The organism is Natrialba sp. INN-245 (genome assembly GCF_009807105.1).
Lineage (GTDB): Archaea > Halobacteriota > Halobacteria > Halobacteriales > Natrialbaceae > Natrarchaeobius > Natrarchaeobius swarupiae.
This window is the reverse complement of record NZ_WUBV01000017.1, coordinates 383,651-403,535: the sequence shown is the minus strand read 5'-3', so window position 1 is coordinate 403,535 and position 19,885 is coordinate 383,651. Positions and strand designations below refer to the sequence as shown.

General features: G+C 61.9%; 20 protein-coding genes and 1 tRNA gene. 12 read left to right on the top strand and 9 right to left on the bottom strand.

Annotated elements, in window-relative coordinates:
* Nucleotides 1-147: 147 nt before the first annotated feature.
* Nucleotides 148-627, top strand: a complete 480-nt coding sequence (locus GRS80_RS06830) for a hypothetical protein (RefSeq protein WP_160046891.1) — start codon at nucleotides 148-150, stop codon at nucleotides 625-627.
* A 112-nt stretch (nucleotides 628-739) separates the two neighbouring features.
* Here GRS80_RS06830 and GRS80_RS06825 read toward each other — a convergent pair whose 3' ends face one another.
* Together GRS80_RS06825 and katG are read right to left on the bottom strand one after the other, a co-directional pair.
* Nucleotides 740-1,348 carry a DNA-3-methyladenine glycosylase 2 family protein gene (locus GRS80_RS06825; protein WP_160046890.1) on the bottom strand — a complete coding sequence of 203 codons (609 nt, stop codon included), beginning with the start codon at nucleotides 1,346-1,348 and terminating at the stop codon, nucleotides 740-742.
* A 73-nt stretch (nucleotides 1,349-1,421) separates the two neighbouring features.
* Entirely contained in the window at nucleotides 1,422-3,605 is a 2,184-nt protein-coding gene (katG, locus tag GRS80_RS06820; RefSeq protein ID WP_160046889.1) for a catalase/peroxidase HPI, read from the bottom strand.
* Nucleotides 3,606-3,788: 183 nt separating this feature from the next.
* On the opposite strand from katG, the gene proC reads away from it, so the two are divergent.
* Genes proC through GRS80_RS06805 form a run of 3 tightly spaced genes read left to right on the top strand, consistent with a single transcriptional unit; the run spans nucleotide 3,789 to nucleotide 6,712 of the window.
* Complete coding sequence (gene proC / locus GRS80_RS06815) at nucleotides 3,789-4,565, top strand: pyrroline-5-carboxylate reductase (protein WP_160046888.1); 777 nt, start codon at nucleotides 3,789-3,791, stop codon at nucleotides 4,563-4,565.
* A complete protein-coding gene (gene proB / locus GRS80_RS06810) occupies nucleotides 4,558-5,391 on the top strand; it encodes a glutamate 5-kinase (protein WP_160046887.1) in 834 nt (277 codons plus the stop codon). Before proC ends, proB begins: the two co-directional genes overlap by 8 nt.
* Nucleotides 5,384-6,712 carry a glutamate-5-semialdehyde dehydrogenase gene (locus tag GRS80_RS06805; RefSeq protein WP_160046886.1) on the top strand — a complete coding sequence of 443 codons (1,329 nt, stop codon included), beginning with the start codon at nucleotides 5,384-5,386 and terminating at the stop codon, nucleotides 6,710-6,712. Before proB ends, GRS80_RS06805 begins: the two co-directional genes overlap by 8 nt.
* A gap of 230 nt (nucleotides 6,713-6,942) precedes the next feature.
* On the opposite strand, the gene GRS80_RS06800 is transcribed toward GRS80_RS06805, so the two are convergent.
* From GRS80_RS06800 to GRS80_RS06785, 4 genes are all read right to left on the bottom strand, one after another.
* A complete protein-coding gene (locus tag GRS80_RS06800) occupies nucleotides 6,943-7,176 on the bottom strand; it encodes a PRC-barrel domain-containing protein (protein WP_160046885.1) in 234 nt (77 codons plus the stop codon).
* 94 nt (nucleotides 7,177-7,270) lie between these two features.
* Entirely contained in the window at nucleotides 7,271-8,614 is a 1,344-nt protein-coding gene (locus GRS80_RS06795) for a RimK family alpha-L-glutamate ligase (protein ID WP_160046884.1), read from the bottom strand.
* Nucleotides 8,615-8,698: 84 nt separating this feature from the next.
* Entirely contained in the window at nucleotides 8,699-10,168 is a 1,470-nt protein-coding gene (locus tag GRS80_RS06790) for a flippase (RefSeq protein WP_160046883.1), read from the bottom strand.
* A 450-nt stretch (nucleotides 10,169-10,618) separates the two neighbouring features.
* Entirely contained in the window at nucleotides 10,619-11,368 is a 750-nt protein-coding gene (locus tag GRS80_RS06785; RefSeq protein WP_160046882.1) for a GNAT family N-acetyltransferase, read from the bottom strand.
* 240 nt (nucleotides 11,369-11,608) lie between these two features.
* Between GRS80_RS06785 and GRS80_RS06780 the strand changes: the two genes are divergently transcribed.
* The 5 genes from GRS80_RS06780 to GRS80_RS06760 all read left to right on the top strand — a co-directional run bounded on the left by GRS80_RS06780 (nucleotide 11,609) and on the right by GRS80_RS06760 (nucleotide 16,596).
* Complete coding sequence (locus GRS80_RS06780) at nucleotides 11,609-12,685, top strand: succinylglutamate desuccinylase/aspartoacylase family protein (RefSeq protein WP_160046881.1); 1,077 nt, start codon at nucleotides 11,609-11,611, stop codon at nucleotides 12,683-12,685.
* Between the two features lie 351 nt (nucleotides 12,686-13,036).
* The gene (gene sdhC / locus GRS80_RS06775; RefSeq protein ID WP_149080445.1) at nucleotides 13,037-13,501 is read left to right on the top strand and encodes a succinate dehydrogenase, cytochrome b556 subunit; all 465 of its coding nucleotides are present in this window, start codon (nucleotides 13,037-13,039) and stop codon (nucleotides 13,499-13,501) included.
* Entirely contained in the window at nucleotides 13,502-13,867 is a 366-nt protein-coding gene (locus GRS80_RS06770) for a succinate dehydrogenase (RefSeq protein ID WP_149080446.1), read from the top strand.
* Nucleotide 13,868: 1 nt separating this feature from the next.
* The gene (locus GRS80_RS06765; RefSeq protein WP_160046880.1) at nucleotides 13,869-14,759 is read left to right on the top strand and encodes a succinate dehydrogenase/fumarate reductase iron-sulfur subunit; all 891 of its coding nucleotides are present in this window, start codon (nucleotides 13,869-13,871) and stop codon (nucleotides 14,757-14,759) included.
* A gap of 1 nt (nucleotide 14,760) precedes the next feature.
* The gene (locus GRS80_RS06760; RefSeq protein ID WP_160046879.1) at nucleotides 14,761-16,596 is read left to right on the top strand and encodes an FAD-binding protein; all 1,836 of its coding nucleotides are present in this window, start codon (nucleotides 14,761-14,763) and stop codon (nucleotides 16,594-16,596) included.
* Between the two features lie 131 nt (nucleotides 16,597-16,727).
* Here GRS80_RS06760 and GRS80_RS06755 read toward each other — a convergent pair whose 3' ends face one another.
* Nucleotides 16,728-16,922, bottom strand: coding sequence for a DUF1427 family protein (locus tag GRS80_RS06755; protein ID WP_160046878.1), 195 nt, complete (start codon nucleotides 16,920-16,922; stop codon nucleotides 16,728-16,730).
* A gap of 198 nt (nucleotides 16,923-17,120) precedes the next feature.
* Here GRS80_RS06755 and GRS80_RS06750 point away from each other — a divergent pair, with 198 nt between their 5' ends.
* A complete protein-coding gene (locus GRS80_RS06750) occupies nucleotides 17,121-17,348 on the top strand; it encodes a MarR family transcriptional regulator (protein WP_149080450.1) in 228 nt (75 codons plus the stop codon).
* Here the strand turns inward: GRS80_RS06750 and GRS80_RS06745 are convergent.
* Nucleotides 17,345-18,160 (bottom strand): HD domain-containing protein, encoded by an 816-nt coding sequence (locus GRS80_RS06745; protein ID WP_160046877.1) that lies wholly within the window; start codon nucleotides 18,158-18,160, stop codon nucleotides 17,345-17,347. The two genes, GRS80_RS06750 and GRS80_RS06745, sit on opposite strands and share 4 nt — an antisense overlap.
* 126 nt (nucleotides 18,161-18,286) lie before the next feature.
* Entirely contained in the window at nucleotides 18,287-18,766 is a 480-nt protein-coding gene (locus tag GRS80_RS06740) for a redoxin domain-containing protein (RefSeq protein ID WP_149080452.1), read from the bottom strand.
* 242 nt (nucleotides 18,767-19,008) lie between these two features.
* Between GRS80_RS06740 and GRS80_RS06735 the strand changes: the two genes are divergently transcribed.
* Together GRS80_RS06735 and GRS80_RS06730 are read left to right on the top strand one after the other, a co-directional pair.
* Nucleotides 19,009-19,311, top strand: coding sequence for a twin-arginine translocase TatA/TatE family subunit (locus GRS80_RS06735; RefSeq protein ID WP_160046876.1), 303 nt, complete (start codon nucleotides 19,009-19,011; stop codon nucleotides 19,309-19,311).
* 15 nt (nucleotides 19,312-19,326) lie between these two features.
* Nucleotides 19,327-19,399 (top strand) — tRNA-Arg (locus GRS80_RS06730).
* Nucleotides 19,400-19,885: the final 486 nt, after the last annotated feature.

Sequence of the window (19,885 nt, the reverse complement as noted above, 5' to 3'; positions counted from 1 at the left end):
TCGAGACGACGGGTGGTTCTGACAAAAGGTACGGTTGAGCGACAGATACGGTTGGGCGACAGGTGCGCTTGAGCGATAGTTGCGTTTAAACGACAGATTTGTTCGAACGACAGATACGTTTTTGTGACTGTCTCCTCGTCGTTCAGTATGCCCTCGAACGGTTCCATCGGCGCGTTCGGCGTTGCGGTGATCGCCGGCGTAGTTGAGGTCCTCTCCCGCCAGGCGACGGTAATCGGACACACGTACTTCGAGTTTGGCGTCGAGACGCTCGGTCTGTTCACCCTCGGTGCGAGCCTCGGATCGGTACTCGTCACGCCGGTCGGGGTCTTCGCAGCCGGCTACCTGATCGCCGATTCCGTCGACGTGGCGCGATTGTACGCCGCGCTCGCGTTCGCTCTCTTCGTCGGGGCGGCCCTCGGAACCGTACTGGCGCAGTTCGCCCTCGCGACGACACTCGGCGGGGAGTACGGCTCGCTCGCCCAGGCCGGGCTGGCGTTTCTCGAGACGGGTGTCTCGGCCAGTCTAGCGGTGACAGTCGCCGGAATCGCTGGTCTCGGGACGTACGCCATCCGTGCGTCGACAGACGGGACCGACGGACGTCGGCAGTCGGCGGCAGTCGGCGAGTAGAGTCGGAACGGATCCGCCACAGCACTCACCGTACCATACGGTCTGCTGGACGTTATTCCGGTGTGACCGCGACCGTTCTGGGGCCACACCGTCAATCGTTACAGCACCCGTATCAGGCCTCGTACTCCGCCCAGATGTACCGCGTCGCGAGACTGCGGTAAGGTCGCCACGGTTCGGCGGTCTCGCGCATCTCCGCTCGAGTCAGCTCCTCGCCGTCGTTGTAGAGCTGTTCGATTCCGCGGCGGACCGCGAGGTCACCCAGCGGGAGGACGTCCGGACGCTGGAGGACGAACACGAGGTACATGTTCGCGGTCCACTCGCCGACGCCTTTGATCCTGGTGAGTTCGTCGATCACCTCGTCGTTCGTCCGGTCGGCCAGACCGTCGCGAGTCAGATCGCGTTCCAGGAACGCGCGAGCGACGTTCCTGACGTAGTCGACTTTCGACCGGGAGAGGCCGGCCTCGAGGAGGTCGTCGCGGTCGGCTGCGAGGACAGTATCGGGAGTGACAGTCCCCTCGAGCACCTCGAACATCCGTTCGCGAACGGCCGTCGCGCTCGCCGTCGAGAGCTGCTGGTTGACGATCGAGACACACAGGCGCTCGAACTCGTCGACGTTCGGATCGATCTGGTGTGGGTCGCGGCGTTCGACGACCCGCGCCATCACGGGATCGGCTCGAAGGACGGATTCGGGATCGGTGTCGGCGGCGGAATCGACCGTCATTCGCGTTCGACGGGAGGTGGACTCGAGTGAACAAAAACGCGTCGACCAAGGGACGCAGCGAGCGTCTCGAGCGTTACTCGAGGTCGAACCGGTCGTGTTGCATCACTTTGCTCCAGGTGTCGACGAAGTCGCGAACGAACTTCTCCTCGGCGTCGTCGGCGGCGTAGACGTCCGCGGAGGCGCGAAGGCGGGAGTTCGAACCGAAGATGAGATCGGCACGGGTCGCCGTCCACTCGAGTTCGCCCGTCTCGCGGTTACGCAGTTCGAAGACCTCGCCATCTCTGGTGTCCGTCGGCGCTTCCCATCCCATGATGTCCTGGGAGTCCTCGGCCGCCTCCCACTCGTAGTCCATATCGAGCAGGTTCACGAAGAAGTCGTTGGTCAACGTCTCCGGGCGGTCCGTGAGGACGCCGAGTTCGGAGTCCTGGTAGGTCGCGTTCAGTGCACGCATCCCGCCGACCAGCACCGTCATCTCGGGGACCGTCAGGTTCAGGAGATCCGCCTTGTCGACCAACAGCTCTTCCTGGGAACGGTCGGCCTCGTCGCTGTAGTAGTTGCGGAAGCCGTCAGCCGGAGGTTTGAGCGCCTCGAAGGACTCGGGGTCGGTCTGTTCTTGCGTCGCGTCGGTCCGGCCCGGCTCGAACGGAACGTCGACGTCGTAGCCGGCGTCGGCCGCTGCCTGCTCGACGGCCGCGTTGCCGCCCAGCACGATCAGGTCGGCAAGCGAGACGCGCACGTCGTCGGATCGGGAGTCGTTGAACTCCGCCTGGATCTCCTCGTAGGTCTCGAGTACCGTCTCGAGTTGCTCGGGCTCGTTGACTTCCCAGCTCCGCTGGGGCTCGAGGCGGATGCGCGCGCCGTTTGCGCCGCCGCGCTTGTCGCTGTCGCGGTAGGTCGACGCCGACGCCCAGGCGGTCTTGACGAGCTGAGAGATCGAGAGCTCCGAGGCGAGAATTTCCTCTTTGAGTTCGGCGATCTCCGCCTCGCCGATCAGATCGTAGTCGGCGTCCGGGATGGGATCCTGCCAGAGCATCTCCTCGTCTGGCACTTCCGGGCCGAGGAACCGTTCTTTCGGACCCATGTCGCGGTGGATCAGCTTGTACCAGGCCCTCGCGAACGCGTCCTGGAACTCCTTGGGGTTCTCCTGGAACCGTTCGAGGATCTCCCGGTAGTCGGGATCTCGCTTGAGCGCAACGTCCGTCGTTAGCATCATCACGTCCTCGTTCTCCGACGGATCTTCCGTACCCGGTGCGGCCTCGTCGAGTTCGCCGTCCTGTGTGGTCCACTGCCACGCGCCACCGGGCCCCTTCTCGGGCCACCACTTGTAGTTCAGCAGGTTGTCGATGAAGCCGGTGTCCCACCGGGTCGGCGCGGTGGTCCACGGTCCTTCGATCCCGCTGGTGATCGTGTCGGCTCCCTTCCCGGAGCCGTGGCTGCTCTCCCAGCCCAGCCCCTGCTTGTCGATCGGGGCAGCCTCCGGCTCTGGACCGACGTGCTCGTCGGGATCGGAAGCGCCGTGGACCTTCCCGAAGGTGTGTCCGCCGGCGATGAGCGCGGCCGTCTCCTCGTCTTTCATCGCCATCAGGCTGAACGACTCTCGAATTCGTTCCGCGGACTTCTCCGGATCCGGCTCACCGTCCGGCCCCTCCGGATTCACGTAGATCAGGCCCATGACGGTCGCGGCGAGCATCCCCTCGAGTTCACCCTCCTCGGTGAAGCGGTCGGACGCTTCCATCTCGTCTTCGGGACCCCAGTCGACGGCGTCGTCGGGCTGGTAGTCGTCTTCACGTCCGCCGGCGAAGCCGAACGTCTCGAATCCCATCGATTCGAGGGCGACGTTGCCGGCCAGCACGATCAGGTCGGCCCACGAAAGCTTACGGCCGTACTTCTGCTTGACCGGCCAGAGCAGCCGCCGCGCCTTGTCGAGGTTCGCGTTGTCGGGCCAGCTGTTGAGCGGCGCGAAGCGCTGTCGGCCGCCGGAAGCACCGCCGCGACCGTCGCTGGTGCGGTAGGTGCCGGCGCTGTGCCAGGCCATCCGGATGAAAAGCGGGCCGTAGTGGCCGTAGTCGGCAGGCCACCAATCTTGGGACGTCGTCATCACGTCCTCGATGTCCGCTTTCACCTCCTCGAAGTCGAGTGTTTCGAACTCCTCGGCGTAGTCGAACTCCTCGTCCATCGGGTCGGACGGGCGAACGTTCTGATCGAGCATGGAAACGCTCAATCGATTCGGCCACCAGTCCTGGTTTGATCCAGTCATCAGCTACCAATTGCTGGGTTTCCCTATTAAGATTGTCTAACTCGGTAACGAACTCTTCGGCTTAAAGAAAACTTTCTTTCACATCAGCGAACCCTCGTCGTCGATCGGGTCGAGCGGGCAGGCCGCGGTTCGGGGCGAAATCAAAGTTGCTATGTCCCCCTCGATCCGTGTGGTGTATATAGAATGGTACGTGCCAGCGTCATTGGGTGTGGCAACATGGGGAGCGCCCTGATACGGGGGCTCTCGAGAACTGGAGAGCACACGGTTATCGCGTGCGATGTCGATCCGGCGGCGCTCGAGGCGGTGTCGGACGACTGTGCGGAGACCACGACCGATCCCGCGGTCGCCACCGACGCCGACGTCGTCGTCGTCGCCGTCAAACCGGGGCTCGTCGTCGACGTCGTGAGCGATCTCGACCTCTCGCCGGAGCAGACGCTCGTCTCGATCGCCGCCGGCGTCCCGACGTCGACCCTCGCGGAGTACACCGACGCGACGGTCGTCCGAATCATGCCGAACCTCGCCGCGGAGACGGGGAATATGGCGGCCGCGGCGACGGGAGCGGAGATCCCCGACGAGGTCAGGACGCTTCTCGACGACGTCGGCGAGTTCGTCGAGGTCGAGGAGACCCAGATGGACATCGCGACCGCCGTCAACGGGAGCGGCCCGGCGTTCGTCTTCTATCTGATCGGCGCGATGCGCGACGCCGGCGTCGACGCCGGGCTCGAGCCCGACGATGCGGAAGTGCTCGCCGCCCAGACGTTCAAGGGTGCGGCGGAGACGGTCCTGCGCTCGGAGCGGGACATCGAGGAGTTGATCGATGCGGTCTGCTCCCCGAAGGGGACGACCATCGAGGGGATGGAAGTCCTCTGGGAGAGTACGGCCGACGAGGCGGTCGCCGAAGCGGTGTCGGCGGCCGAAGAACGATCCGCGGAGTTAGCACGAGAGTTCGACGATGACTGACGCCGTCGAACTGAGCGTCGTCGAGGAAACCAGACAGCTCGCGGCCGACGCCGACCGCGTCGTCGTCAAGGCCGGAACGAACTCGCTGACCGACGACGAGTCGAATTTGGACGACGAGAAACTCGACAAACTGGTCGACGACGTCGTCGATCTGCTCGAACACGAGAAGGAAGTCGTCCTCGTTTCCTCCGGGGCGGTCGGCGCTGGAAAGGGACGGGTCGGCTACACCGACGACACCATCGAGGAGTCCCAGGCGCTGTCGACGGTCGGCCAGTCTCACCTCATGCGCCGGTACACGGAGAGCTTCGAGCGCTACGATCGGAAGGTCGCCCAGATTCTGTTGACCCAGAACGACATCGACAACCCCGACCGGTTTACGAACTTCAAGAACACGATCGAGACGCTCCTCGAGTGGGACATCGTCCCGATCATCAACGAGAACGACGCCGTCGCGACCGAGGAGATCCGGATCGGCGACAACGACATGCTCTCCTCGTCGGTCGCCGTCGGCGTCGACAGCGAGTTGCTCGTCACGCTCACCGACGTCGGCGGAGTCTACACGGGCAACCCGAAAGAGGACCCGGACGCAGAACGTATCGAAGCCGTCGGCCGCAACTACGCAGACGTTCAAGAGATCGTCGACGACAGTGCGAGCGCAACCTTCGGTGGCATCCAGACGAAAGTGGCCGGCGCGCGCTCGGTCAGCGAACACGGCATCCCCGCTGTCATCGCGAAGTCGACCGAAGAAGACGTCCTCGAAAAAATCGCTGGTGGGAAGGCGGTCGGGACCATATTCGTTCCAACGAACGGTGTCATCGATGACTGAGAAATCGACGGAGACGAAAGTCGAGGAGGCACAGGCCGCGGCCCTGGAGCTCGCGAAGTACTCCGACGACCGGCGTTCGGAGGCGTTACACGCGATCGCCGACGCGATCGACGAGAACCACGACGAGATCCTCGAGGCCAACGAAGTCGACGTCCGCGAGGGCGAGAAGCTGCTCGAGGCCGGCGAGTACAGCCAGGCGCTGGTCGACCGGCTGAAGCTCTCGCCGGAGAAACTCGAGAGCATCACGGACATGGTCCGGAGCGTCGCCGGGCAGGACGATCCCCTGGGGCGGACGCGGACCGCGCGGAAACTCGACGACGGGCTCGAGCTGTACGAACAGACCGTCCCGATCGGCGTCGTCGGGACGATCTTCGAGTCCCGGCCCGACGCGCTCGTCCAGATCGCCGCGCTCAGTCTGAAGTCCGGAAACGCGGTCATCCTGAAAGGCGGCAGCGAGGCAAGCGAGTCGAACCGAGTGCTGTACGAGATCATCCGCGAGGCGACGGCAGACGCACCCGACGGCTGGGCCCAGCTCATCGAAGCTCGGGCGGACGTCGATACGATCCTCGAGATGGACGACGCCATCGACCTCGTTATGCCCCGCGGGAGCTCCGAGTTCGTCTCCTACATCCAGGATAACACGAGTATCCCCGTCCTCGGTCACACTGAAGGGGTCTGTCACGTCTACGTCGACAGCGAGGCCGACCTCGAGATGGCCGAGGAGATCGCCTACGACGCGAAGGTGCAGTATCCGGCCGTCTGTAACGCCGTCGAGACCCTGCTGGTCCACGAAGACGTCGCCGAGACGTTCCTCCCCGCGATCGTCGAGCGCTACGAGGAGGCGGACGTCGAGGTCCGTGGCGACGAGACCTCGCGATCGATCGTCGACGTCGGAGCCGCCACCGACGCGGACTGGTCGACCGAGTACGGCGACCTGATCCTCTCCGTTCGCGTCGTCGACTCTCTCGAGGCTGCACTCGAGCACATCACCGCGTACGGCTCGAAACACACCGAGTCGATCGTCACCGACGACGCCGACCGCGCGGGGACGTTCATGCGGAGTCTCGACTCCGCGTCGGTCTTTCACAACGCCTCGACCCGGTTCAGCGACGGCTACCGGTTCGGCCTCGGCGCCGAGGTCGGCATCAGCACCGGCAAGATCCACGCCCGCGGCCCGGTCGGACTCGAGGGGCTGACCACCTACCAGTACTACCTCGAGGGCGACGGCCACTGCGTCGGCACCTACGCGGGCGCCGACGGGAAGAAGTACCGCCACGAAGACTTCGATGGCTCGTGGACGCCGGGATCGCTCTCCGAGTGACGATTACCCGACGGTGTTTCGTTGCACTACTCCACGTTTCGGCCGTGCAATCACTCGAGTGTGATCTGCTCGTCGGCACCTGGTGACGCGAATTCGGTTCGTCGGCGGATACCCCGTCGTGACTGCGGTCGTGATCGACCGCCATCGCTACTCCGGGGAAAACGGTGATCGCCTCACTCGAGTCCCACCGGGACCGGCCACGAGTCGTCGGTCACTCTACGTGTCGTCGGCTACTCGACCATCAGATAGTCGTCGACGTTCTGGACCTTGTCCGCGGGAACGAGCAACGTCCCGTCGTCGTCCGTCTCGAAGCGATGAACGTCGTCCGCTTTCGGCGTCACGAGGACGTACTCGAGTGCACCGGTCTCGACGTTCATCGTGACGTTGTGCACCGTTCCGAGTTCCTTGCCGTCCGATCCCATCACCGGTTTATTGGAGAGCGTGGATGCGAGGACCGTCGTCATGCGCCTACGTGTTAGCACAACTGGACAATAAAATAATCGGTGGCGGGCAGTCACCCGTCGGTAACGCGGGACTGTTCCAACGAAATACGGTCCGTTACTCCTCCTCTTCGGGCGTGTCGGCGGGGTTACCGTCGATTCGTCGGCTGACGTCGACCTGGTAGTTCTCGAGGATGTCCCGGCCGAGAAGGACGGGGTAATCCATGTGGCTTCGGTCCTCGACGCTCGCGGTGACGGTGTGTTGGTTGCCGCCGACGCCGACGACGACGTCGACGACGGGTCGACTCTTCGCGGTCTTCGAACTGCCGGATCGGATCCGCGTGATCGACTTGATCGGGCCGGCACCGATGTCGGCCGCCAGCGCCGTGTCGATGCTCGTCCGCGTCGCGCCGGTGTCGGACTTCGCGATGATCGACTTCGACCCGCTCGTCCCCGAGAGGATAACCTCCTCGGTGTAGCCGATCACGGCCGGTTCCTCGCTCGGCTGCGTGGTCTGTACCGGCTGTGCCGTGGGCTGTGAGTCGTCGAGCACCGCGGACAGCTCCTCGACCCGTTGGTCGTCGACCTCACCGCCAGCACGCTCGATCGCGAGTTTCGCGATGTACGGTGCGGGACTGATGTGGGTCGCCTCGTAGAGCCCCTTGAAACCGGCGGTTGGGTTGACCTCGAGGACGAACCAGCCCTCTTCACTCTCGACGAGGTCGACGCCAGCGTAGTCGAGCCCGACCGCGTCGGCCGCTCGCTGGGCCATCTCTCGAACATCGTCGGGGAGGTCGTCGGTCGCGTTCTCGACGGTGCCGCCGAGAGCGACGTTCGTCCGCCAGTCGTTGTCCGGCGCGTACCGGTACATCGCGCTGATGACTTCGCCGTCGACGACGTAGACTCTGACGTCCCGGTGTCTGAGGTCGTCGTGGTCGACGAGTTCCTGTAAGAACGCGTACCGGTTCCCGACCTTGGCGTTGACCGGCTCGTCCCGACCGACCTTCCAGGTGCCGCCGCCGTGTGTACCGATCGCGGTCTTGTACACCGCTTCCTCGCCGTATCGTTCTCGAGCGGCGTTTAGCCCTTCACTGTTGAGCGCGAGGGTGACGTCGGGGGTCCGAACGTCGTTGGCCGCGAGCGTCGTGGCCGTCGAGAGCTTGTGAATCGCTGTGAGGACGGACTTCGGTTCGTTGAGTGTCGGCACGAGCTGGGCGAACGTGTTTGCGAGCCCGAGCTCTTCGGCCGGCTGTTCGGTGTTCGAGAGCAACATCCGGTTTGCGATCACGTCGACCGTCGGCTCGAGGACGACGCTCCCGTCGGTGACACTGATCGCGGTGTTCTCGGTTCGAAGCCACTCGGTGTCGTGACCTAACGACTCGACAGCGTTGAGAATCGCCTTCGTTTCCTTGCTCGTGTGTAAACTCAATACCCCGACCGTGACGGCGTCAGCATCGCTCATACGTATCCAACACAAAGCTGGCGGATAAGTATTCGTAGTTAATCCGACGGAAGCGAGCCAGTGGCGGGCGACACACCGTCTCGATCAGCTGACGACCGATCTGACGTCGCGCAGATCGACGAATCCACTGGCCAGGACGAGCACGGCCCAGACGAGCCCACCGAGGCCGATGGTGACGAACAGCATGAGGACGGTCGAAACCATCGGCGTCACGAGCAAGACGGCGACGGCCATCGCACCGGTGATCGAACAGATGATCGCCATCGAGCGCCCGAGACGAGCGAGTCGGAGCGAGAGCTCCGTGTGGACGATGTAGAGATTCACCGCCACGTACACCGAATGCGTTGCGACCGTGGCGAGGGCAGCACCGACGACGCCGATCGTCGGGATCAACAGCAGGTTCAACCCGAGATTAGCCGCCGCGGTCACGCCTTTCGCGACGGCGCGAGCCCGCGCCCGACCCAGGTAGTCGAGACTGTCACTCGTCAGGTTCGTAATCGCCTGGAGGACGACGAACGCCGCGAGGATCTGGAGCACCGGAACGGCTCCCGCGTAGTCCCCTCCGAAGACGAGCGTGATGAACGGTTCGGCGACGATCGCCAGACCGGCCGCAGCCGGCACGTACACCAACATCGTGTGGGTCAGCGACGTCTCGTAGATCCGACGGGCCTCCTCGAGTTTCCCGGCGGCTTTCTGTTCGCCGAAGTTCGGCGAGATCGTGAAGCCGAGCGATTCGGCCGGCGCGAGAACGAAGTCGGTAATCTGTTTGCCCAGGGTGTAGAAGGCGACGGCCGCGGGCGTGAGAAACACCCCGACGAGAACGGTGTCGATCTGCTTGTCGACCACGTTGGCGCTTCTGGTCGCGGTAAGCGGCACGCTGTACTCGGCGAGGCGTCTCGAGAGTCCCTCCTCGTACGTCGGCGCAGGATCGATGGGACGATAGAACCGGTAGTAGAGGACGGCCATCCCGAAGACGGCGGCGATCGCGTAGCCGACGATGTAGCCGAACAGGGCACCGAGCGCCCCGAGCCCCGCGAGTACGAACAGAACCGCGAAGACGAGACGGGCTGCGCCGCCGATAGCCTGGACCGCCGCGCTGTACTCGAGGCGGTTGAATCCCTGGAAGGCGATCTGACTGAACACGTTAAAGGAGTTGACCGTGATGTAGAGGACGCCGGCCGCGAGAAACGGGGCGGCGCTCGGGTCGCCGAGGAGGACTGCGATCCGTTCGTGAAACACCAACAGGGCAGAGGCGACGACGGCGAGCACGACGAGTTTGAACGCGACCGTCGACCGAAGCAGGTGTGGGATCTGGCCGGGATCGGTCCCGCGATACTCCGAGATGTATCGTGCGGCCGACTTCCCGAGACCGACGTCGGCAAACAGTTGGACGACAGCCAGGATACCGATCGCCCAGTACAGCGCGCCGTAGCCGTCCGGGTCGAGCAGGTAGCGTGCGAGAACGAACATTAGTAGCGCGCTCGAGATCATATAAACCGCTCGAGCGACGAGCGTCGCTTTGAATCCGCGGACGATGTGTTCTCGTGTACTCATGGTGGGTGCCAGTCTCGTGTACTCGACGGCGGTCGGAGTGGGGATGTGACCTAACTAAGGCGGATTCGGACGGTCCGACCAGTAGGGGAGAAAGCGCAATCGGCCAATTGTAATGTGGATACAACAGTCGAGTGGGGCTCGACAGCGAACGATAGTCGACGATTACAGTGAGACGATTTACTGTCATCGGTACCGCCGAATCCGCGACCCGTCTGCGGGTTCGCCGGTAAATAGTTACAGCAATCCGTATGAATCCGTCCCGAACGCGTCGACCGTCGAACCCGGTGACGTCCACCGACCCTGTGTCGACTCGGGAGGTAACGATCACCTACAGAGTGCTGTACCTCGAGCGACGACCCTGATTGGGACGGTCACGGTACGACTGTGTCCCGTCCGATCGTGAATATCGTTCCAGACGGGCTGGCTCGGAACGCGACTCGGGAAGCTGAACTAGAGATACGAGGCGTCCCATCGGGTCGCTTTCCGGCGGTTGCCACAGGTGTTACACTCGATCCGGCCCATCGCATCCATCGCGTTGTCGATCGAATCGCAGTGGCCACAGAGCCACGCGTAGCGTTCGTCCCGGTCGGCTGTCTCGTAGACCGTGTAAAACGGTGACTTCGAGCCGCGAGCCGCCTCACCGTAGCTGACGTACAGTCGCTGGCCGTCGACCTCGAGTTCGTCGGTCGCGCCCCAGCCTTCGCCGTCGATCTCACTCTCGGCGTAGACGTTCTCGACGAACGTCTCCTCGCCGATGTCGACCTCGCGCTGTCCGGCTTGCTCGAAGCCGTGCTCGCGGTAGAACTCGTTTCCGCCCTCGTTGTCTTCGAGGACGAAACAGTGGATCCGTTCGGCACCCTCCTGAAGCAGTTTCTCGCGGGTGCGTACGAGCAGACGAACCCCGGTTCCGCTTCCCCGCTGGTCGGGGTCGACGTGCAACCAGAGGATCCGACCCGTGCGATGTTGCTGGCCGATCAGATCGCTCTGGGAGAACGCGACGATCTCTCCGTCGCGTTCGACGACCAGAACGAGTGAGTGATCGTCGACCAGTTCCTCGGCGAACGATTCGCCGTACCACTGCTCGATCGCATCGTCGACGGTATCCTCGTCGAGAAAGTCGGTGTAGGTCGATCGGAGCGACTGACTGGCGATCGAGCGGATTGCATCGACGTCCGACTCGGTGGCCTCACGGATGTCCATGCGTAGCTGTAACATGGCAAAGTACAAAACGTATGCCCACGGTTTGATTGTCCAGTTACGGATCAGCGTCGTCACGGAGTCACCTTCGCCATGGGGAGTGAGAGGCAGAGAACGAAAGACGGATCGCGGTTGCACCAGGGCGTCGGTGCAGTAGACCCCATCACCAACCCGCGCCAGCAGTCGTCGGTCGAGGCGATCCGTAACGACAAGGTTCTCGTCGTTGCTCTCCGAGAGTGGTGTATGAACGACGACTCGAGCGACGAACCGCCCGACGAACGTACAGACGTCGACGACGAGGCGTTTACGTACAACGGTGGACGGGTCGACCCAGGCGAGTCGGCAAACATCCGGTACAGCATCAGTGAAACGTATCTCGGCGATCCCGTCAAGATCCCTGTGACAGTCATCAACGGCTCGAAGCCGGGACCGACGGTCTTTCTGTCGGCGGCGGCACACGGCGACGAACTCAACGGGATCGAAGTCGTCCGCGAAGTCGCCCACGACTGGGATCACTCCGAACTCCACGGGACGCTCGTCTGTCTGCCCGTGATGAACGTTCCCGGCTTTCTGGCCCAGGAACGGTACCTCCCGATCTACGACCGGGATCTGAATCGATCGTTTCCCGGACGCGAGGGATCGACGAGCGCTCGACGAATGGCCAATCGGATCTTCACGAACTTCATCGAGCCCTGTGACCTCGGGATCGACTTCCACACGTCGACGCGCGGACGAACGAACATGCTCCACGTCCGCGCGTCAGTCGACGATCCGACAGTCGGTCGTCTCGCTAAGGCGTTCAGTTCGAACGTCATCATCGGTGGTGAGGGTCCGTCCGGAACCCTTCGACGGGAGGCAACAGAGGCGGGCGTTCCGACGATCACCGTAGAGATGGGTGAGGCACACCGCTTCCAGCGCCCGTTGATCGACCGTGCGCTGACCGGCGTCGCCAGCGTGCTCGCGGAGTTCGGCTGTCATCCGGAGTCGTCGGTCCACTGGCCCGGCTGGCGGACGATCATTCGCGACGAAGACGAGAAAACCTGGCTTCGCGCTGACGCGGGCGGGATCGTCGATATGAAGCGCGGGCGTGGCGCGCTCGTCGAGGAGGATGAGGTGATCTGTACGATCACCAACCCGTTCAAAGAAGAAGACGACATCGTCACCGTCGACGCTCCGTTTACCGGGCTCATCGTCGGTGTCCTCGAGAATCCCGTGGTCTACCCCGGAAACCCATTGTGTCACCTCGTCGGTCTCTCCTCGGATACGCTGACGGCACTCGAGCGCGAACGAACGATGGAGCGGTCCCAATCCGAACTGTGACCGTGGTAGCTAATGACACCACGAGTATTCGATCGTTGGTAGTAGCCACTGAACGTCATTGCACATCCGATCGCCAGGGAGTCGGAGATCGGTATGTAAATGGATTCATACTGACTGCTGTAAGTCCTTACCGGGGCAACCGCGCCTCACCTTGCGGTTGTCCCGGTAAATAGTTACAGCAATCCGTATCAGTTGTCACTATAGAGCCACACGGCTGTGGCGATCAGACAAATTGGTGTTTTGTTAGTGATACCGATTCATTCCTTTCCGAATGAATATTCTCGCTACTCTCTACCAGGAGTGACAAAAGTAACTTCTATACCTCCACGGTCTAACCGTCCACACGAGCGCATGAGTCAGTCTTACAATCGCGGCCTTATCGAGGACTACGGCCGCTGGAAAGAGTTCTCGGCCGGCATGTGGGCGTGGATCTTCCACAAGTTCACCGGGTGGATGTTGATCGGCTATCTGTTCACTCACATCGCCGTGTTGAGTACGGCAATCGGGGCAGCACAGGGCGAGACGGTCGAAGTGTTCGCGGAGGATCTGCCGAACGTCGAGGGGACCGGCCTCACCGAGGTCGACATCTACACGGCGACGCTTGGCGGGCTCGAGGGCCTGTTCATCGTTCGGCTCCTCGAGGTCGGCCTGCTCGCGGTGGCAGTCTTCCACATCCTGAACGGGCTCCGTCTGTTGATGATCGACCTCGGAATCGGACTCGAGGCCCAGGACAAGAGCTTCTACGCCTCGTTGATCCTGACGGGGATCATCACCGTTGCGAGCGTTCCGACCTTCCTGAAAGGGGTGGGCTTTTAAATGGCTGAACGATACTCCTCGTTCGCGCCGGGCGGAACCGCTTGGCTGCTCCAGCGCATCACGGCAGCGTTTCTCGTCGTCGTTCTCGCTTTCCACTTCTTTCAGCTTCACTTCGTCAACCACGCGGCCGAGGTTACGTTCATGGGTACGCGAGCCCGGATGGAGAACGTCGGCTACTTCCTGACGATGGTGCTGTTTCTCATCGCCGGAACGTTCCACGGCGTCAACGGCGTTTACAACGCACTCGTCAATCAGGGTCTCAGCGGCACCCCCAAGAAGGTAGTGCTCGCGGTCCTGACGATTGCAAGTGTGGCACTGATCGTCCAGGGAATCTGGGTTGCACTCGCGATGGCGGGGATGATCTAACATGAGCACGCAACAACAGGAGCCGGAAACCCAAGAACCGGAGACGCAGGAAGCACCGGAAGACCCCGAGATGAAAGGGTCGGAGTCGCCACAGCAGCGGCGACTCGACGAAAAACAGGAGGGAATGGTCGACGAGCGATCGGAAGCGGAGGCCGAAGCCGAGGGGGAGACTGTCCACATCAAGGTCTTCCGCTACGACCCCGAAGTCGAGGCGAAACAGGAACCGCGATTCGACGACTTCCACGTCCCCTTCACGAAGGGGATGACCGTCCTCGACGCGGTGATGTACGCCCGCGACGAGTTCGACTCCTCGCTGACGTTCCGACACTCCTGTCGCCAGGCCGTCTGTGGCTCCGATGCCTTCTTCGTCAACGGCAGACAGCAACTCGGCTGCAAGACCCAGATTTCGGAACTCGAGCAGCCGGTTCGGATCGAACCGCTTCCCCACCAGGAGGTCGTCAAGGATCTGGTCGTCGACATGGATCACTTCTACGACCAGATGCACGCCGTCGAGCCGTACTTCCAGCAAGAAGATCTTCCCGAGGGAGAACTCGAGGAACAGCGCCAGAGCCGGGAGAACCGCGAGAAGGTCAAGATGTCGACGCGGTGTATCTGGTGTGGTGCGTGTATGTCTAGTTGTAACGTCGCGGCGGGAGACAACCAGTATCTCGGACCGGCGGCGATCAACAAGGCCTACCGCTTTGCGATGGACGAACGCGAAGACGAGGAGATCAAAGAACACCGGCTCCGGATCTTAGAGCAGGAACACGGCGTCTGGCGGTGTCAGACCCAGTTCTCCTGTACCGAAGTGTGTCCGAAGGACATTCCGCTCACCGAGCACATCCAGGAGCTCAAGCGCGAAGCAGTCAAGAAGAACCTAAAATTCTGGTAATATGTACGAACACGACGTCATCGTGGTCGGCGCTGGCGGCGCCGGCCTCCGGGCGGCAATCGCAGCGAACGAGGCGGGGGCCGATACGGCCATCGTTTCGAAACTCCATCCAGTTCGCAGTCACACTGGCGCGGCCGAAGGCGGGATCAACGCCGCGCTTCGGGAGGGCGACGACTGGGAACTTCACGCCTACGACACGATGAAGGGGTCAGACTACCTGGGTGACGCTCCGGCGGTCGAAACCCTCGCACAGGACGCCCCCGACGAGACGATCCAGCTGGAACACTGGGGAATGCCGTTCTCCCGCGAGGACGACGGGCGAGTCTCCCAGCGGCCGTTCGGCGGTCTCTCGTTCCCGCGGACGACGTACGCCGGTGCCGAGACCGGCCACCACCTCCTTCACGTGATGTACGAACAGGTCGTCAAACGCGGCATCCAGGTCTACGACGAGTGGTACGTGATGAACCTGGCGACGAGCGACGAGGCCGACCCGAACGACCGCGAGTGCCACGGAGTCGTCGCCTACGACGTCCAGTCCGGAAACATTGAAGGGTTCAAGGCAAACAACGGTGTCGTTCTCGCGACCGGCGGCCCCGGTCAAGCGTTCGATCACACCACCAACGCCGTCTCCTGTACGGGCGACGGTCACGCGATGGCCTATCGCGCCGGCGCACCACTCGAGGACATGGAGTTCATCCAGTTCCACCCGACTTCGCTGCCGTCGACGGGTGTCCTCATCTCCGAGGGTGTCCGCGGCGAGGGTGGCATCCTCTACAACAACGACGGCGAGCGGTTCATGTTCGAGTACGGCTACGCGAACAACGACGGCGAACTCGCCTCTCGTGACGTCGTTGCGCGGGCCGAACTCACGGAAGTGAACGAAGGACGCGGCGTCGACGACGAGTACGTCCACCTCGACATGCGCCACCTGGGCGAGGAACGCATCCTCGACCGCTTAGAGAACATCCTTCACCTCGCAGAGGACTTCGAGGGCGTCGACGGTCTCGTCGAGCCGATGCCGGTCAAACCCGGTCAACACTACGCGATGGGCGGCATCGACGTCGACGAGAACGGACAGACCTGCATCAACGGCCTCTACGCAGCCGGCGAGTGCGCTTGCGTCTCGGTCCACGGTGGGAACCGACTGGGTGGCAATGCCCTTCCTGAGCTCATCGTCTTCGGAAAACGCGCGGGTCGTCACGCGGCCGGCGAGACCCTCGGTGAACCCGAGATCGAGACGGGATACGGCGACGATGTCGAGGACGAGACCGACGCCGACCTCCCCGTCCAGCCCGGCGCAACCGGTCTCGAGACGAGCGGCGACGTCGCCGCAGACGGTGGCGTCACGGCCAGCGTTGACTCGCTCGAGCGCGCCGTCGAACGCGAACGCGAGCGCGTCGAGCGGCTGATGGAGAAAGACAGCGGCATCCAGCACGCCGAGATCCGCTCGAGGCTCCAGAACGCAATGACTGACTACGTCAACGTCTTCCGGACCGAAGAGGGCATCAAGAAGGCACTCCGGATCATTCGCGACTGCCGAGAGCAGTACCAGGACGTCTACGTCGATGACCCCTCGCGGACGTTCAACACCGATCTCCAGCAGACCTACGAGACGCGCAACCTGATCGACGTCGCCGAGACGATCGCACTCGGTGCGCTCGTGCGCAACGAGTTCCGTGGCGCTCACTGGCGTCAGGAGAACCAGGTTCGCGACGACGAGAACTGGCTCAAGCACACGCTCATCTCCTGGGACGGCGGCGAACCGAATATCTTCTACCGCCCAGTCATCCTCGAGGGCGAGGAGAAGACCTACGAGCCGAAAGTTCGGAGCTACTGACGACGCTCCGTCGACTCGTTTTCGCGGCCGTTCCCGATCGGTCTCCGGAGGTTCCGCCCGAGGAACCGGTCCCATCGCCGGAATACGACGCGATCAGCGTGTACAGCGGTTATAGGGTGTCTCGGAGGCGGTCAGGCACCGAGTAACTCGAGGAAATCGACACCGACTCCGAAGTGGTCGATGATCTTGTATCCCACGTAGATCCCGATGATACCCATCACGCCGGGGAGCTCCGGTGGTGCGGGGATCGGGATATTCAGAAACCGAAACAGGGCACCGGTCATCAGCCCGGTCAAGAGTGCGAGGATGGTAATCTGGGTCGACATCGTGTCTCCTGTCCCAGGGGACGTACAAAAACGATACGACGATCGGTACAACGCGACGAAATCGGTCGTGTCACTCCGAATCGGTGTCGTTTCGGATCGGTCGTCGCTGTTCGGGTTGTCGAAACACGGTGACGGGGGCCTTATTATCGACGATCGTTGAAACACAGATTTATTATCGTCGAACTTCAGAGATCGAATATGACCTCGACAGTGGAGCAGGGAACCGACGTGTCGGTGCCAACTGATGTTACTACGCCGCGAGCGAAATTGGTCTACTACTATCTCGCGACGAAAGACGGCGCGACGGCTGACAACCTCCGGTCGGATCTCGCCATCAGCAAGGGGAACGTTCTCTCGATCGTTGGAACGTTACGGGAGCGCGGCCACGTCAAACGGGTTGATGGACGGTACGAACTCGCCGACTAAAGCTCGATCCGTTCGACGAGTTGTTCGTGGTTTTCGTTCGTGTTGACGGCCACAATACGGATATCATCCTCGAGTCCGGAGCCACGGAGTTTCGCCTTCAAGAGGTTGTCCACCTGGTAGACGCCTGCCGCGTTCGTCATTGCTATTTCGACCATCACTGGACTGGTCTCGCCCTCGTACAGCGAGACCCGTTTGATCGCCTGGCTCGAGAGGGTGTTGATCCCGCGGCCGCCGTGTTCGTAGGGAATCCGTGAACGGCCACTTTCCATGTCGAGTGCGTCGGCGACGCGGATGATACCGGCTTCCGTCGTCAGCGGCGTCTCGGCCGTGTGGTGACAGAGAATTGCGTGGAGTACCTCGCCTTTCATTCGCACGACGTCGGGGAGGTCGTAGAACTCCGCTAAGACTCGATCGAGGATGTCGGCGGCCAGCGGGATCGAGTAGTAGACGTGTTCGTCGCGGTGGACGACGTGGCCGACGTCGTGGAGTGTCGCCGCGAGCGCGATAATCACCGACTCGTCTTCCTCGTCGAGCCCTTGCTGGCGTGCACCGTTGAAATCGACGTCACCGGCTTTGAGGAGATCGTACAGACAGAGCGCCCGATTTCGGACGATCTCGATGTGTTTGGTCCCGTGATCGTTGTACTGCATCCGATCGACCGCATTGATGTTCTGTGCCTCGAGGTAGGTCGTTATCTCCTCGTCCTCGTCGACGAACTCGAGGATGGCGTTCAGTTTCTCGTCGGGGAACTCGTGTTCTTCAGCAGGATCGTAGACGCGCTTGGAATCAGTCCCAGGGTCGGGTTCGTTCATACGTAGTCGTCAGTCGGTAACGTAAAAAACGATGCGGCGAGGCAATCGCTTGCCAGGGTGGCGTCGGTTCCGTCGGCCGTTCGTTCGGGATCATCGATTACCGGTACCGAACGACAACGATCCGTATCAGGCCGCGTCCTCGGCCGCAGCTTCGACTTCGACGTACTCCGGTTCGACGCCTGGGTCGTCGCTCACCCACGAGTAAACGATCTCACCGCTGTCGTCGACGACGAACACCGAGCGCTTGGCGACGCCGTAGACGCCGAGGTCCTCGAAGTCCATCTCGATACCGTAGTCGGTGATGATCTCGGCGTTGAAGTCGCTTATCAGCCCGAACTCGAGGTCGTTCTGGTCGCGGAACTCGTTGAGCGTGAACGGGGAGTCCCGGCTGACGCCGTAGACCGACGCGTTTACGTTTTCGAACTCCGCGAGGCGCGATTGAAACGTACACATCTCGTCCGTACAGACGCCCGTGAACGCGGCAGGGAAGAACGCGAGGACGATCGGTGCCTCCTCCTCGAGGCGTTCGGAGAGCGTAAAAGAATCGACGTCGCCGTTTGCGAGCGGTGCGGTAAAATCGGGTGCGCTGTCGCCAGTTTCAGACATCGTCTGTCCCTTACGTATACGTCGGAAAGATTGTTTCGTTCCCAGAACGGTTCGGTCCCGGAACGGACCGGCCACGCTAAGCGCAAACACGAGCCGCTCTCGACCGTGGATACCGATTTCCCACTCGGTAACTCGGGTGTCGATTTCGGCGTGTTCGGGTTCGAACAACTTTTTCGGACGTTCTTCGATAGCTGTCCGAGGCAAAAAGGTTATAATTGCCAGCCGGTAAGCCACGCATAGAGATGGTAGCCGAAATTGCACCGTTGTTCATCCCTGGTGCACCCGGGGGTCCGGAATTACTGATCATCCTTTTCATCGCCATCTTGCTGTTCGGGGCAAACAAAATCCCCAAGCTGGCTCGATCGACGGGTGAGGCAATGGGGGAGTTCCAAAAAGGGCGTGAAAAGGTCGAAACGGAACTGGAGGAGATGCGTGATGGAGATTTCGAGGAGGACGAAGAGGCTGACTTCGTCGACACGGAGCCGGTGACGACCGAGGAGACGGACGCTGAAACCGAAACCGAAACCGAAACCGAACCGAACTGACGTGTTTTCTCGGAAGGGCGTGTGGCCTAGCGGAGAGGGCAGGAGGTTCCTAACCTTCTGATCGTGGGTTCGAATCCCGCCACGCCCGTGCAGCGAGCCACGTAATGGCGAGCGAACCGGCACGGCGGATTCGAATCAGGGAGAGGGGAAGCGCAACGACCGTGATTCGAGTCCAGTCGTACGGACTGTTGTCTCGTTCTACCGGTTATTGCCGACTCTGTCCCAGGTTGCCCCCCGACTGAGAGTTGACTACGATGAAGGAGAAACGGCGGTTCCAGGTACCGTGTCGACGGAACTTCCTCGAGCCGATGGACGACTTCGGTTTTCCGTAATCGCGGGCGAGTCGTCTCGAGACCGACAGCCAGATGCCGTCTCACAGATATTAGAGTCACGTTCGTCCGGCAAACATTACAATTAAACAACAAAATCTCACATGTGAATTTACCACCGTCAAATATGTATTTTCGACTTGCAAATAGGAAATTATATAATGTGTCGGTTACTGGAACAATATTTGTTCAGGTAATTGTAGGATAGTGGCCCCACTCTGTAACTATATCTCGTCAAAATGAGG